This is a genomic window from Thermosynechococcus sp. HN-54, assembly GCF_023650955.1.
Classification (GTDB): Bacteria; Cyanobacteriota; Cyanobacteriia; order Thermosynechococcales; family Thermosynechococcaceae; genus Thermosynechococcus.
In genome coordinates, this window is record NZ_CP098039.1 from 2,517,069 (window position 1) to 2,530,913 (window position 13,845).

The 13,845-nt window shown below is 53.2% G+C and carries 17 protein-coding genes and 1 CRISPR repeat array; of the genes, 4 read left to right on the forward strand and 13 right to left on the reverse strand.

Going from position 1 to position 13,845, the window contains the following annotated elements; genetic code table 11:
• Nucleotides 1–5: 5 nt before the first annotated feature.
• Nucleotides 6–350: a 30S ribosomal protein S6 gene (rpsF, locus tag NBE99_RS12325; protein WP_250682342.1), complete on the reverse strand. Its 345-nt coding sequence runs from the start codon at nt 348–350 to the stop codon at nt 6–8.
• Between the two features lie 114 nt (nt 351–464).
• On the opposite strand from rpsF, the gene NBE99_RS12330 reads away from it, so the two are divergent.
• Together NBE99_RS12330 and NBE99_RS12335 are read left to right on the forward strand one after the other, a co-directional pair.
• Nucleotides 465–1,274, forward strand: a complete 810-nt coding sequence (locus NBE99_RS12330; protein ID WP_250682343.1) for a fumarylacetoacetate hydrolase family protein — start codon at nt 465–467, stop codon at nt 1,272–1,274.
• A gap of 4 nt (nt 1,275–1,278) precedes the next feature.
• Nucleotides 1,279–2,587: direct repeats of the CRISPR family, unit length 36 nt; unit sequence GTGCTCAACGCCTTACGGCATCAGTGGTAGAGGCAC.
• 461 nt (nt 2,588–3,048) lie between these two features.
• Nucleotides 3,049–4,275 carry a YcjF family protein gene (locus tag NBE99_RS12335; protein WP_250682344.1) on the forward strand — a complete coding sequence of 409 codons (1,227 nt, stop codon included), beginning with the start codon at nt 3,049–3,051 and terminating at the stop codon, nt 4,273–4,275.
• On the opposite strand, the gene NBE99_RS12340 is transcribed toward NBE99_RS12335, so the two are convergent.
• Nucleotides 4,234–5,016 (reverse strand): WecB/TagA/CpsF family glycosyltransferase, encoded by a 783-nt coding sequence (locus tag NBE99_RS12340; RefSeq protein ID WP_399370601.1) that lies wholly within the window; start codon nt 5,014–5,016, stop codon nt 4,234–4,236. The genes NBE99_RS12335 and NBE99_RS12340 overlap by 42 nt on opposite strands.
• A 108-nt stretch (nt 5,017–5,124) precedes the next feature.
• On the opposite strand from NBE99_RS12340, the gene NBE99_RS12345 reads away from it, so the two are divergent.
• The gene (locus tag NBE99_RS12345; protein WP_250682346.1) at nt 5,125–5,691 is read left to right on the forward strand and encodes a J domain-containing protein; all 567 of its coding nucleotides are present in this window, start codon (nt 5,125–5,127) and stop codon (nt 5,689–5,691) included.
• On the opposite strand, the gene NBE99_RS12350 is transcribed toward NBE99_RS12345, so the two are convergent.
• The 4 genes from NBE99_RS12350 to ndhC are packed head-to-tail and all read right to left on the reverse strand — an operon-like array spanning nt 5,688 to nt 8,030.
• The gene (locus tag NBE99_RS12350) at nt 5,688–5,972 is read right to left on the reverse strand and encodes a DUF3288 family protein (RefSeq protein WP_250682347.1); all 285 of its coding nucleotides are present in this window, start codon (nt 5,970–5,972) and stop codon (nt 5,688–5,690) included. The genes NBE99_RS12345 and NBE99_RS12350 overlap by 4 nt on opposite strands.
• Before the next feature lie 22 nt (nt 5,973–5,994).
• Nucleotides 5,995–7,119, reverse strand: a complete 1,125-nt coding sequence (dprA, locus tag NBE99_RS12355) for a DNA-processing protein DprA (RefSeq protein ID WP_250682348.1) — start codon at nt 7,117–7,119, stop codon at nt 5,995–5,997.
• Nucleotides 7,120–7,125: 6 nt separating this feature from the next.
• Nucleotides 7,126–7,632, reverse strand: a complete 507-nt coding sequence (locus NBE99_RS12360) for an NAD(P)H-quinone oxidoreductase subunit J (protein WP_250682349.1) — start codon at nt 7,630–7,632, stop codon at nt 7,126–7,128.
• Between the two features lie 35 nt (nt 7,633–7,667).
• Nucleotides 7,668–8,030 carry a photosynthetic/respiratory NAD(P)H-quinone oxidoreductase subunit C gene (gene ndhC, locus NBE99_RS12365; RefSeq protein ID WP_250683736.1) on the reverse strand — a complete coding sequence of 121 codons (363 nt, stop codon included), beginning with the start codon at nt 8,028–8,030 and terminating at the stop codon, nt 7,668–7,670.
• A gap of 114 nt (nt 8,031–8,144) precedes the next feature.
• Here ndhC and NBE99_RS12370 point away from each other — a divergent pair, with 114 nt between their 5' ends.
• Entirely contained in the window at nt 8,145–9,134 is a 990-nt protein-coding gene (locus tag NBE99_RS12370) for a carbohydrate kinase (RefSeq protein ID WP_250682350.1), read from the forward strand.
• Here NBE99_RS12370 and NBE99_RS12375 read toward each other — a convergent pair.
• From NBE99_RS12375 to NBE99_RS12405, 7 genes are all read right to left on the reverse strand, one after another.
• Nucleotides 9,079–9,324, reverse strand: coding sequence for a hypothetical protein (locus NBE99_RS12375; protein WP_250682351.1), 246 nt, complete (start codon nt 9,322–9,324; stop codon nt 9,079–9,081). The two genes, NBE99_RS12370 and NBE99_RS12375, sit on opposite strands and share 56 nt — an antisense overlap.
• A 272-nt stretch (nt 9,325–9,596) precedes the next feature.
• Nucleotides 9,597–10,739, reverse strand: a complete 1,143-nt coding sequence (acsF, locus tag NBE99_RS12380) for a magnesium-protoporphyrin IX monomethyl ester (oxidative) cyclase (protein WP_250682352.1) — start codon at nt 10,737–10,739, stop codon at nt 9,597–9,599.
• 86 nt (nt 10,740–10,825) lie between these two features.
• Nucleotides 10,826–11,194 (reverse strand): Npun_F0494 family protein, encoded by a 369-nt coding sequence (locus NBE99_RS12385; protein ID WP_250682353.1) that lies wholly within the window; start codon nt 11,192–11,194, stop codon nt 10,826–10,828.
• Between the two features lie 11 nt (nt 11,195–11,205).
• Complete coding sequence (locus NBE99_RS12390) at nt 11,206–11,880, reverse strand: hypothetical protein (protein WP_250682354.1); 675 nt, start codon at nt 11,878–11,880, stop codon at nt 11,206–11,208.
• A 273-nt stretch (nt 11,881–12,153) separates the two neighbouring features.
• A complete protein-coding gene (locus tag NBE99_RS12395) occupies nt 12,154–12,897 on the reverse strand; it encodes a dienelactone hydrolase family protein (protein ID WP_250682355.1) in 744 nt (247 codons plus the stop codon).
• Between the two features lie 10 nt (nt 12,898–12,907).
• Nucleotides 12,908–13,093, reverse strand: coding sequence for a hypothetical protein (locus NBE99_RS12400; protein WP_250682356.1), 186 nt, complete (start codon nt 13,091–13,093; stop codon nt 12,908–12,910).
• 27 nt (nt 13,094–13,120) lie between these two features.
• Complete coding sequence (locus NBE99_RS12405) at nt 13,121–13,705, reverse strand: thylakoid membrane photosystem I accumulation factor (RefSeq protein ID WP_250682357.1); 585 nt, start codon at nt 13,703–13,705, stop codon at nt 13,121–13,123.
• Between the last annotated feature and the right edge of the window lie 140 nt (nt 13,706–13,845).

The window sequence follows — 13,845 nt, forward strand, 5'->3', positions numbered from 1 at the left end:
CTGTCTTAGGCACGCGCAAGAACAGGATTTTCGTCCTCGGCGTCTTCGGTGTCGGTCTCTTCTTCAAGGACAATCGTCATGAAGCGGAGAATGTTTTCGTTGAGGCGCATGGCGCGTTCCAAGGGGGCGATCGCCGTCCCGGCAGCGGTATAGGTCATCAGAATGTAGTAGCCCTCCCGCAGTTTCTTGATCGGGTAGGCAAAGCGACGCTTACCGCGGTTTTGCACCTTGAGCTTGGTAGCGCCCTGTTCTTCTAAAAAAGTGCGAAATTGGCTAATGGTTTGTTCCAGTTGTTCTTCACCCACGTCGGGACGAACAATATACAGCGTTTCGTAGTTACGAATAATCATCAGGTCAACTCCCTTTGGACAAATGGCCTTTTGACGAATGCAAAAAGCAAGGCTTTATAATTCTAGCACCGCAGTTTGCCATTCTTGGCAAGGAGCAAAGGGGACTAATTCACTATGGTGGAACGGTTTGTGCGGGTGCAGACCACGGGGGGACAGATTCATTACGGCACACTGCAACTCAATCGTGAAGTGATGATTTGGGATGCGGCACCGTGGCTCCACGGCCAGCCCACGAACCAAGTCCTCAGTCCCGATAGCTACCAACTGCTGGCTCCCTGCTCCCCCTCAAAAATTGTTGCTGTGGGACGCAACTATGTGAAGCACGCTGCGGAAATGGGTGATAGTGTCCCCCCTGAGCCGTTGATTTTTCTAAAACCGCCGACAACAGTTCAAGCCCCTGGCTGTCCCATTTGGTATCCCCCTCAAGTGAAGCGCGTGGACTATGAGGGGGAATTGGCGGTGGTCATTGGTCGTCGTACCCGTGCCTGCCCTGAAAATGAAGCTCTTGAGCATATTTGGGGTTACACGATCGCCAACGATGTCACGGCTCGAGATCTTCAACAGCGGGAGCAACAATGGACGCGGGCAAAGGGGTTTGACACATTTTGCCCCCTAGGGCCTTGGATTGTGCGAGAGGTTCCCAGTGATGCGCGGTTGCAAACCTTTATTAATGAGGCAGCACAACCCGTCCAGTCAGCAACGATTGATCAAATGGTTTTCTCACCGGCAAAGTTGGTGAGTTTCATTAGCTATGTGATGACGCTGCTGCCGGGGGATGTGGTATTGACGGGGACACCCGCAGGAATTGGTGCATTACAGGTGGGCGATCGCGTGCGCGTCGAAATTGAAGGCATTGGCAGCCTCGTTTCTGTGGTTACCATACCTGAAACCCCTTGGACACCCCCCTTGGGTCGCACCTACTAGGAATATGCTCAACGCCTTACGGCATCAGTGGTAGAGGCACCCTGGCCAGTTTGATCGGCATCCCACTGGCTTGTGCTCAACGCCTTACGGCATCAGTGGTAGAGGCACATAGTTTCCCCAGTATTGAAAGTTATTTCGGCAATGTGCTCAACGCCTTACGGCATCAGTGGTAGAGGCACATAGTTTCCCCAGTATTGAAAGTTATTTCGGCAATGTGCTCAACGCCTTACGGCATCAGTGGTAGAGGCACGTTCGAGTATTTGCAAAGAGAGCATGGCTTCCGGCGGTGCTCAACGCCTTACGGCATCAGTGGTAGAGGCACAAGTGCACTGGCAGTGCCCATCTGAGCCTGATAAGTGCTCAACGCCTTACGGCATCAGTGGTAGAGGCACTAATTTATAGGATCAAAGAAACCCCGGCCCACGCGTGCTCAACGCCTTACGGCATCAGTGGTAGAGGCACGGCAACTTCTATTTTGAATGCCCTTGGCTGGATTTGTGCTCAACGCCTTACGGCATCAGTGGTAGAGGCACATTGCTGGTATTGGAACCGAAAAGTTTGGCACTGGAGTGCTCAACGCCTTACGGCATCAGTGGTAGAGGCACAAGGTAGATCCTCTTCGATAGATAAATCCTTAAAAGTGCTCAACGCCTTACGGCATCAGTGGTAGAGGCACCCCTTTTTACAGATAGATTTAGATACCCTTTTCGTGCTCAACGCCTTACGGCATCAGTGGTAGAGGCACATCTAGTTTTGAAATTTGCGAGGCTGTCTGGGAGGTGCTCAACGCCTTACGGCATCAGTGGTAGAGGCACCCTACCATGCCAACTTGCCAGACCTGATCGAAGTCCGTGCTCAACGCCTTACGGCATCAGTGGTAGAGGCACTTCCCGGATCTTCTCCTCCTCTACCAACCTGCGGAGTGCTCAACGCCTTACGGCATCAGTGGTAGAGGCACTCGAAATTTTCTTTTTTTTTTTTTTGCGTTTTCTGCCTGTGCTCAACGCCTTACGGCATCAGTGGTAGAGGCACGTATGAGTCGAGTTGGGGGCGCCGCCGACAAGAAGTGCTCAACGCCTTACGGCATCAGTGGTAGAGGCACCGATCGAGCCGCTCCGCGGTGCCAATACCCAAGGGAGTGCTCAACGCCTTACGGCATCAGTGGTAGAGGCACACTCATTCCCGCCGCACGCGCCGTCGGCATGTGCTCAACGCCTTACGGCATCAGTGGTAGAGGCACTACCCTCACCGCGTCTCTGGGGTGTTCCCTTGTGGCCGTGCTCAACGCCTTACGGCATCAGTGGTAGAGGCACAGCGGCACTCTGGAAATGCCTCTATAACTAGGTTAGCACAGTCACTTTTCAAGCACCTCAGGCACTTCGTTTTTTTGTGACTGTAAAATTTTTAGCTTCGGCCAGTATTCAGTTGTCAATCCCGCTCTGGGGAATAGGTTCAGAGATTTTCAAGCACCTCTAAATCTAACAAAAACTCTCAAATTGAGTCAAGAGGCTGTATTTGAATATCAGCCGTGTCGGAGAATATTTGAATCCAGAGGTGCTTGCATGCTCGACAATCCTCCACAAAATTTAGCCGTCATTCTCTCCGTCCTCGTGAATTTGAGTGCTGTTGACGAGTCAGGGTACAGTCCTGCTTAGGGGCTATACAAAGAGGGGCACTTCCTGTTGATAGTGGCTTTTAAGGTTTTGACTGTGTTCCATCCCTGTGAAAAGGGCGGTAAGCTAACAAACAAAGGGTCTTGCTGGGAGTCAACGAAATGGCCATTGCTGCCGCCATTATTCTTTTGTTGTTGAGTGGCTGGGTAAATGACCATCCTTGGGGATGGGTACTCATTCTCAGTTTGGGATTGGGCTATTGGTATTGGCGGCGATCGCCCGCTCCTCCTACAAATGCTGCCCTTGCCCAGCCTACTCTGCATCCTCAATTGCTAGAGAAGCAACTCGCAGACACTCGCATTCTCCTGCAAGAACTGCCAGCAGACCGCCAAGCCTCCCTTCAGGAAACCCACAACCGCCTACAACAGCGCTTAGACCAGTCAATGGTGGAGGTGTGTGTACTGGGGCAATCAGCTCACGCTCTTAAACAGGTGTACTATGTGGTGGCAACCCTACATCTCGATGGCTGTACGCTTCAGCAGCAAACATTGGCAACGGTACCCCAAGCGGACTTGGTGCTGTTGACTGTCACAGGTGCGCTCACCGCTAGTGAGTTTGAAATGCTGCGGGTGTTGCAAGCAGGCCATTATCACGTTCTGGTAGTCTGGTGTTCAGACATGGCGCAGGAGCGCGATCGCGTGGCGTTGCATTTACACCAACAACTGCAACAACTCCAAGTCAAGCCAGATCAAGTCATTGCTTTTACGATCAACAATCCTCAGTCCCTCACCTCACCACTGCTCCACTGCCTCACGCAAGAGCGAGCCAATCTCGTCTTAGCCGGCACCTATCGCCGTGCCCAACAACTGCATCAACAGGCTCAAGCTGCCCTCAACCAGTATCGCCGAGAGGGAGCCACCCTCATCATCGAGCGCTATCAATGGCTGGCAGCAGCAGCAACGGCAGTGAATCCTCTACCCCTTCTCGATCTGGTTATGGCAGGGGGGCTTTTGGTACGCCTCACGTGGGACTTGGGTCAAATCTATCAGCGCTCATTCCGTCTGGCAGATGCTGAACCCCTTGCCAAGGAGTTATTGCGGCTGATGGTACAGTTGGGAGCTGTGGAACTGGGCACGCAATCCCTAGGGCAGTGGCTCAAGGGCAATTCCCTCACCTATCTAGCCGGAAGTTGTTTACAGGGAGCAACAGCTGCCTATGTGTTGCGCTTGAGTGGATTCAGTTTGATTCATTACTTTGAGACCGTTCCCCAAGCCAAATCTCTGCCTTTGGTGGCTCGATTGCAGCAAAGCCTTCAGTGGGCACAGCAACAGGTGGGACGCTCTCCCCTACAAACCCTTGGGGACTCTCTTGGCTTGCCATCGGCCTAGCCAGTGACGCAGGAGTTGAGCCGCAAAAAGCACAACAAATGCGGGATTGTTGATTAGATAGCGTTGCCAGAGGCGGCGGGGTTCTTGTAGGAGTCGAAAGAGCCATTCCAAACCGATCGCCATCATCCAGCGAGGGGCTTGAGCGACAATCCCACTGTGGAAGTTAAAGGCGGCTCCTACGCCCACAAGAACCACCGGCAAGCAGGGGCTTTGCCGCGCCATCCACTCCTCCTGCTTGGGACAACCAAGGCTGACAAAGACGAGGTCAGCACCGCTATCAAGAATGCGCTGGCGATCGCTAGCATCTTCCTCAGGGGTCAAGGGACGAAAGGGGGGGGCGTAGGTACTCACCAGTTGGATACGGGGAAAGCGTTGCTGTAACTTTCCTTGCAGTCGCTCTAGCACCAGCGATTCACTGCCATAGAGGAAAATACGCCAGCCTTCCTCTTGGGCGCGATCGCACAAAGCAAGCATCAAATCAGGCCCATAGACCCGCTCCGCTTGGGGAAAGCCCAAGAGCTGCAATCCCCATACCAAGGGCATGCCGTCAGAGGTCACCAGTTGGGCACCATTCACCACCCGTTGGAAGGGCGATCGCCACACCCCTGTCATTACCACGTGGACATTGGCGGCAACGACATAACCCCCCTTACCTTGGCGAATCCACTCAGCAATTAGATCACAGGCTTGGTGGTACGTTGTTACATCAATGCGTGTTCCTAAAATGTGTGCTGACGCCACGCTAGTGCTACTCCGCATGCTCTGCTTGATTTCAGCGTAAGACATTGGTTGCAGAACCGAAGTGAACATCCGACAATGCAAAGCAGATGTCATGTTGTGCCCTGGGAAATGAATTTAGAAGAGTGCTATCGCATTCTGGAGTTGCCACAAGGGGCGTCCTTAGCGCAAGTGAAATCTGCCTACCGACGACTCGCACGACACTATCATCCTGATGTCAACCCCGGCGATCGCACAGCCCATGAGAAGTTTATTCTCCTTCAACAGGCTTACGAAAAACTCGTGCGGGTACTGCCTACCTTTCGACCCACCCCTGTTAAATCAGAACCCCAATCTCGTCCGTCGCAAACACCGCCGCCTCTTTCCGCCTTTGAAATTCAACTCAAACATACCAGCTATCGCCAACTTCAGGAATTTCTCAAATATCGCTGCTATCAACGTGCCATATCCCTTGTAGAAGGATTGGCCAGTCGGCTGCCCCAAGATGTCGAAGTACGGCAGTGGCAAGCGGTCACCTATCAGTGCTGGGCACGGCAACTTATTCGCGATCGCCAGCCCCAAGCGGCACGGGAATACCTACATCGCGCGCTGAAAGCCGATCCGGATAACCGACTCCTTTGGCAAGAAGCAGAAAAGGACTTTCGTACCCTTGATCGCCTCTATGGCAAAGAAATCTAAGTCCAGTCCTCCCGCTTATTGCTGCCCACCTTGTAAACACCGCCGCGAGCGTGGATGGCACGGGTACGCTCAAAGAGGTCTTCCTCCGTGAGTTGCCATTTTTCCAGCAGCTCTGCCATTAACTTCTTATTGGTTTCGGCACCCGGAAAGCCATCGTAGCGAATGAGCAGGCGTCCTAACTCCGCTAGGTTGTAATCACTGATGCCCTCTTGCCGCAGGCGCTCGAGAACCAACCGATCTTGGGCTTCGCGGGGATGTTGTAGGTTTTGGGAGTTTGTCATTTCAGCCTCCAAGCTAAACGTTTTAACGGCTAGTTTTGCGATAGCGATTCCCCGGCTGCTGCTCTACCCAGCCCGTCAGCTCTAAGTGCATTAGTTCTGCCATCACCACCCCCGTTTCCAGCGGTACACGCTGCACAATGTCATCAAAGGCAACACTGCTGCTACCTTGGCTCAGTTGTTGAATGGCTTCCAGAATCTGTTGCTGGGGGGGCGATAGCGTTGGGGGCGGGGCTGAGAACGGTTTTGGATCAAGGGGGGGTGTATGCCCCAATTGTTCGAGGAGAGCTTCTTCTCCCAAGATAATCTGTGCCCCCTGATTCACCAGACTGAGGGCACCCTTGGCACGGTGGTTATCGAGATGCCCCGGCAGCACATAGACATCACGACCATACTCAGCAGCATAGCGAGCGGTAATAAGAGCACCCGATTTGTAGGGAGCCTCTGCAATAATCACCGCACGGCACAGACCAGCAATGATGCGATTGCGACGGGGAAATTGGGGGCGATCGGCACCGACTCCCCTTGGATACTCACTCAAGAACCCGCCGCGTTCGCGGATTTGGTAGTAAAGCGGGCGATTTTCCGGTGGGTAGATCATATCCACGCCTGTTGCCAAAACGGCCAGTGTCGCACCCCCTGCTTCTAGGCAGCCGCGATGAGCAGCGCCATCAATACCTGCGGCCATTCCTGAAACGACAATAAACCCGGCTTGGGCAAGGGCATACCCTAGCTTGTGCGCCCAACGCTGTGCGTATTCTGAAGGATCACGGGTGCCGACAATGGCAACGGTCGGTGTGGATTGACTCAGGAGTTCTGTAGCACGGGCACCGCCATAGTAGAGCAAGGGCGGCGGATCAGGAATTTCCCGCAGCAGGGGTGGATAGCAAGGGTCACTCAACACCCAATGGTGGGGGTTTTGCTGGCAGTGCTGTGCGTAGAGGGCTTGGGGTTGGCACTGCTGCCGCTGGCGGGCGATCGCCCCCTGAAGTTTTGAGCCAATTCCTTCGACTTCTGCGAGAGCGGCTAGAGGAGCTTCCCAAGCTGTTTTTAAGTCGCCAAAGTGCTGCCACAGGCGTTTGAGCAACACTGGGCCAAGGCCGGGTACCTGTGACCAACTGTACCAATAGGCAGCATCAGCAGGAACCAAGGGAGCTTAGTAGGCTTCCTGCAACTCGTAGAAATCAGGGGTGATGTAGTCCTTGCGCAGTGGCCAGCCCACCCAATCCTCGGGCATGAGGATGCGCTTCAAATTTGGGTGCCCCTCATACACAATGCCAAACATATCGTAGGATTCCCGCTCTTGCCAGTCGGCGGTTTTCCAAATCCAATAGACCGAAGGCACGCGGGCATCATTCCGAGGGACAAAGACTTTAATCCGCACTTCGGGGGGGCGATCGGCATTATCACTGAGCTTGATCAGGTGGTACGTGCTCACCAAGTCTTGGCCGGGACCCGAATCATAGGCGGCCTGGCACTGCAAATAGTTAAAGCCATCGGCATAGAGGGCTTGACACACCGCTAGGAGGCGATCGCGATCAACTTTAATGATTTCTACGCCAGAGGCATCGGTGCCGAGGGATTCCACACTCAGGTTTTGAGACTGTAGAAGGCGGCAGACAGGGCCAGCTTCAACAATGGGGGCTTCGGGGGTGTCACTCATGTTCGCTGCTCCAACCTAAACGGCAATCAACTCACTCACGACCATTCGAGGGCACGCTTGCGCCAGGCGTAAACCAGAGCCACGACCAGAATGGCAATGAAAATCAAGGCTTCAATAAAGGCCAGTAAGCCCAACTGATGGAAGGCTACCGCCCAAGGATATAAAAAGACCGTCTCCACATCAAAAATGACAAAGACAAGGGCAAACATGTAGTAGCGCACATTGAACTGAATCCACGCGCCACCAATGGGTTCCATCCCCGATTCATAGGTGGTCAGGCGAATCATCCGCCCCGATTTCGGACGCAATAGCGCAGAGGCAGCTAAGGCCAATACCGGTACCAGACCACAGATAATCAAAAAGCCAAGAAAATATTCGTAACCAGTGAGAACAAACACGGTTGCGGTGTCCCTCGATGTTGGAATCGCTACCATTTTGACACACTCCCCTAGCGATCGCTAGGCTAGGGATCAATAGAAAAAACTAAATTGCCTTATAGCGAATCATTAGCGATGTCCCAACCTACTGTCCTCTGTGCTGGCGAAGTCCTCTTTGACTGTTTAGAAGTGCCCCCTGATCTCCCCCAGTGTTTTCTTGGGGGTGCCCCCGCTAATGTTGCCTCTGGTTTGGTGAAGTTGGGGGTGAGTGCTGCCTTTTTGGGCGCTGTGGGGGACGATGCCTTGGGAGACCAAGCCTGTGCCGAATTAGCCGCTTTGGGCGTCAATATCGAAGCGGTCGAGCGGGTAGCTGGGGTGCCGACGCGGCAAGTGCGCGTTCAACTGGTGGGGGGCGATCGCCAGTTTGTCGGGTTTGCGCCAGCGGGAACTTCTGTCTTTGCGGATATGCAGTTCTGTGGCCAGCAAGTCTCCCCATCGTTACTGGCTGGGGCACGATTTTTCGTCACAGGGACGCTTGGACTTGCCAGTGAACCCACTGCCACCACCATTGAACATCTCGTGCAGCAACTGCGGCAAAGAGGGGTTTTGATTCTCATTGATGCTAATTGGCGACCGATCTTTTGGGCAAATCCAAATACTGCTCCTGAACGCATTCGCCCTTTTCTAGCACAGGCGCATTTCCTAAAACTGGCCAAGGAGGAAGCAGAGTTATTTTTCTCTGATAGTGATCCCCAAGCAGTCTATCGTGCCCTTTGGGGAACAGCAGCGGATCATGCCGTTGTCATTACCGACGGGGATCAAGCCATTCACTACTGCTGGCAGGGGAATCAAGGAAAATTACAACCTCCCCCTATGCCTGTGGTGGATACTACCGGTGCAGGAGATGGCTTTGTCGCAGGTTGGATTGCCCAATTGGTGCAGGGCACCCCTGAAAACTACCGTGACCCTGAATGGCAGGCCACTTGTTTAGAATTTGCCACTGTGGTAGGTGCCCTCGTGACCACAAAACGGGGAGCGATCGCAGGCCAACCAACCCTTGCGGAAGTGACTAGTTGGCTTCGGGATCATCCTCAAAGAAAAATACGGACGCACTCAACGGGCTAGCAGTGGTTGATGGGGTTGCCGCGATCGCTGGCTCATTTTCACGGGTAGGGATGGCTGTCGCCAAGGGACACGCCCGCCAAAACCCCCGCACCGGCACATTCAGTTTTTCGCAGGTACCACCGCGCCGCCCTTCAGAATAATAGAAGCGGCAAAAGCGGCAAGTTGTGGGAGTGATAATTGGGCTGTCCATCGCGGGGATCAACTCCGAAGTAAAATCTTTAGGCTCTCTACCTTCCATCCTATGAAATTCCCCTCAGCGACTTTTTCAGCGATCACAGGGGCGAAGCAGCCCAAGGAGCAAGTTTTAGCGATCCCCAGTGGTCAAAAGTGCTTTTAGATTCTTTTCATACTCCCGCAACACTCCGTAATAATACGGACATCAATTGTAGGAAAAATGAAAAAAAGGTTACGTCCGCAGACGCAACCCATGGAGATCACTGTATTTCTAGGCCGCGGAGGAAATTAACGCACCGCAGCCGGTGTCGGTTCCTTAGCGGGGATCAAGAATAACTTGATCATTTGCCATACATTCGAGAGATAGAGGGGAAGTTTCTTGAGGAAGCCCCCATTTTGCTTGCTAATTTCTGTGAGCTTGGCGTTGTTTTCGACACACCGCTCTAACCGCTCATAGAATTCTGGATGATCCACATCAAGAATCACCGGGAAAACACGGCCTGCGGTTTCATTGGTTTTGGCAATCACCTCGCGATCGTACTCGCGGGCATCCAAGCCAATAGCGGCATAAAACTTCTCCCGCTGGACATCATTAAGATACATGGTGGCAAAGACCGAGAGCAGGAAGAAGCGGCACCACAGTTTCGGTGGTAGCCAGCAGACCATGAAATAGCGTGCCCATTTCTTACCAGAGAGGGATAGGGGAATTTCCTTAATCTTTTGCCAGAAGGTGCGCGGACGATCCAACATTTGCGGTTGGGCACGCATCACAGCATCAAAGAAGTCACCGTGTCGGTTTTCGTCTTGGCACCAGTTCTCAAAGAAGCGGAAGATGGGGTAAATGCGATGTTCGGGGTGCTTTTCCAGATGGCGATAGATCGTAATGTAGCGCCAGTAGCCAATTTTCTCGGAGAGGTAGGTGGCGTAGAAGATGAATTCGGGTTCAAAGTAGGTGTAACTGCGGTGCTGCGTCAAAAAGCCGAGATCCAACGATAGGTTGAAGTCGGACATGGCTTTGTTCAAGAACCCGGCGTGGCGGGCTTCGTCTCGCGACATGAGGGCAAAGCACTCTGCGAGTAGGGGGTTGCGATCCTTAAGCTTGCGGCTGAGTTCTTTGTAGAGAAGAAAGCCGGAAAACTCGGCTGTGCAGGAGCGCTCCAAAAATTCAATGAACAACTGGCGGGTTTCACCATCAATGTGATCCCAGGACTGTTCAAATTCTTTATCCCGCACAAAGTGGTGGCGGTTGTAGTCGCAGCGGAATTCCTCAAGGATGGCCTCCAGCTCTGCTTTATTTTCCGTAATGTCCATATTGGCCATCGCTTCAAAGTCGGTGGTGTAGAAGCGGGGCGTGAGGATGGTTTCCTTGGCAGGGGCTTTAATGCCCGGCCGCAGTTCTTCAAACTCTGGTTTGGCGACGGTATTGACCATAAAATGCTGCGTCTCGCTCTTGCTAACGGCACTCATAAAGCATGGTAGCGAAAATCACCGATGCGTTACAGGTCGTTACAGAACCGTTACATTCCCCACCAGCGGCTGAGTTGATTGCGCCAGCGATCGCCCCAAGAGGCAGACCACGTGGATTGGCAATAGCGTTGAATTAACTGCTGCCCCAAAGGGGTCAGGCGATAGCGATCCGTCAGACCTTGACCATCCACTTCCCGCCGCAGCAGGCCTACACGGATTAACCAGTCCAACTCTGCCTCCGCAAGGAGTACGGGCAAGGGCGATCGCGTGAAGCCAGACTTTAGACCCGCTTCTCCGGCAATTTCTAGGAGGGCGACACTCCGCTGCTGCATTGTCTGAAACAGTGCGGGCAAAAAAGGACTACAGCGCAGGGCGCGATCGCCCCGTGCCAACATCTTCGGAGAATACGCGATCGCCACAGGGTACGTCCCTAAAAAGAACCTGAATAACCACTATCAATGAAGGTTGCTCGCTCATTCACTGACGTACCACCGGTGGGGGATGTCTGAGGCAATTGAGCCGCTGGAGAGGCTGATGACGAAGAGGAGGTTTCTGCTTCCTGACGGCGGCGATCAGGCAAGACCACCCGCTCCATGATGAACTCAATTGTGCCCTTGCGCAGCCATCCCCGTGCCACCAAAATATCCCCTAGCCGTGCCCCTGTAGCGCGCTGATCCGCTAAGGCCACTTCAATTTGTGCCGGTGTCACCAGCTCAGCCTCAACAAGATAATTCCCCAACCGTTTTGTATAGCTGTCATCATGGGGGCGCTGGATAAAGGGGGGCTTTTTCGCCGCTGCCTCCGCTTCTGGTACGACATCGGGCAGACTGTCAAGGGCACGCTGATCCCCTGCTAGGGCAACCAAGCACTCTTTGATTTTCATCAGAATTTCCGCTGCTCGTCGGGGTTGATGCTGCTGGGCTGCCTGCTCCAACAGCCGCGCTTCCGCCTCAATGAGTGTTTGTCGTGAGGCCACTGCTGCCACTTGTAAAATCCGTGCCTGCTGCTGAAGAGCGGCCATATCACGTTCCAGAAGCGCTTTTTTGCACTGCTTGAGAACAAGGGCTCCCTGCTTCAGCAGGACTTTGTGGGCAGGAGTAGTCATAGACAGCAACAGCGGGGATAAAGAAGATGACTTAAAAGAATGTTAAAGCTTAGCAACTGCCTTTGGTATTGTTGAGGCAATGGGGAACACAAATCTACTTTTACTATAGTCCCTTGCTATGAACCCATTCAGGTGAAACGGGGCCAAATTAAAATTTCTCCAAAATACAGCCCTTTTCTGAAATACAACGGACGTCAAGGAGCTTTGCGCCTCTCTGCCAATGGCTTTCACAGTGTTGAGCATATTGCATCCTTGTGAAAAGGGCTGTCATTGTCACTGTTGCTGCCGTAGGACGGTGTTAAAGAGATTTTTCACCTGTTCCCAAGCATCTCGCGCCGCTGCTGCATCGTAGCTGTCTCTTTGATCACAGAAAAAGCCATGATCTGCTGGATAGACAAAGACATGGTGGCGAATGCCGTGGTGGCGCAAAGCCGTTTCAATTTGCTTAACTTGCTCCATGGGAATACTTTGGTCGCGATCGCCAAAGAAGGCATAGAGCGTGCCGCGAATTTTCGGTGTGATTTCAATGGTGGGTAGTCCACCGCCGGGAGTCATGGTTGTAATCCCAGCGCCGTAGAATGAGGCCGTGGCTTTAATGTCCGGTAACTGAGCCACCAGATAGGCCACATGACCGCCAAAGCAAAAGCCAATTGTACCAATGGCATCCCCATCGACAGTTTCAAGGCCGCGCAGATAGGCAATGGTGGCTTGGGTGTCACTAAGAAGTTCCTCGGCTTTGGTTTGGTTTTTGTACTGCCGCCCCAAATCAATATCAGCGGCGGTGTAGCCCGTTTCAAAGCCGGGGGCAAAGCGTTGGTAAATGGCGGGGGCGATCGCCACATAGCCTTCACGGGCAATGCGTTCCGTCACATCACGGATATGGGCATTGACACCAAAAATTTCCTGAAACACAATCACTGCCGGGTACCGACCGGCAGCCACTGGCTCTGCCAAGTAGGCATCAATGAGCAGATCGCCATTGACGACTTTGACCCAACGGCTCGTAATCTCCACCATTGTCAACCTCCTAAGCGGGAATGTCGAGGTCAGGAAAGGTACGCTTGAAGTCGCTAATTAACTCATCCAGTTCCGTTAGGGCGGATTCAATGTCAATCCTGAGGGTGCCATTATCGGGCAGTTCTAGGAGCTTTTTGAGGCTCTCCCGCTTGGCGACAACAATGGCAAGACGTTCCTGTAGTGTGGACAACTCCATCTTTCTACCTCACTGCAAAACCCACTCCTACTCTACCGCTCCCTTGCCCAGATTCTCCCCTTGGGTGGGCGGGGGGGGCACCAGTTCCACATTGATTTCATTCACAGGGCGCGGCCGCAGTTCCAGAGATTGCGATCTTGGGAGCAAATCAAAGATGTCGCGAAACGTGTCATCGAGCGTTTCAAAGGGCACCACACCGATAAATTCCTGCCGCAATTGCCCTTGGCGATCAAAAATCAGTGTTTGCGGCACTGGGCCTTTGTAGTAGTAGCCCGCTTCATTAGGGGAGAATTGCGCTCCAAAGGGTAAGGCATCGACATCAATGGCAATGAAATCGGTGACGCGACCATAGTACCCCTGCAATTGGGAGATGGTTGAGGCAAACTGCTTGCAGTCGCGGCTATCGTTCACATAAAACAGCAGCAGTGTGGCGCGATCGCTCTGGCGCGATTTCTCCAGGGTAACCTTGGGTGGCACCAACGAGCCATTGCCGGCATAGAGGGCAAAGATATTCCCATCGTAGCGATCGTCTTGTAGCCCTGCCCAACTCGGCGCTGTCCACAATCCCCACAGCAGGAGGACAAGTCCTAACCAGCCCCAAACCCGTTTCATTTTTCGCTCCATCACGTTCTGTAAAGACACTATACCGCCACGCCATCCCCCTCCCGTGCATTGTAGAACCGATGCCGTCCCTTCTAAGGTAGAAAGAGTGTCTTTGTTACTTTTGCGACTGGCTACAGGGGTGCTTTTTC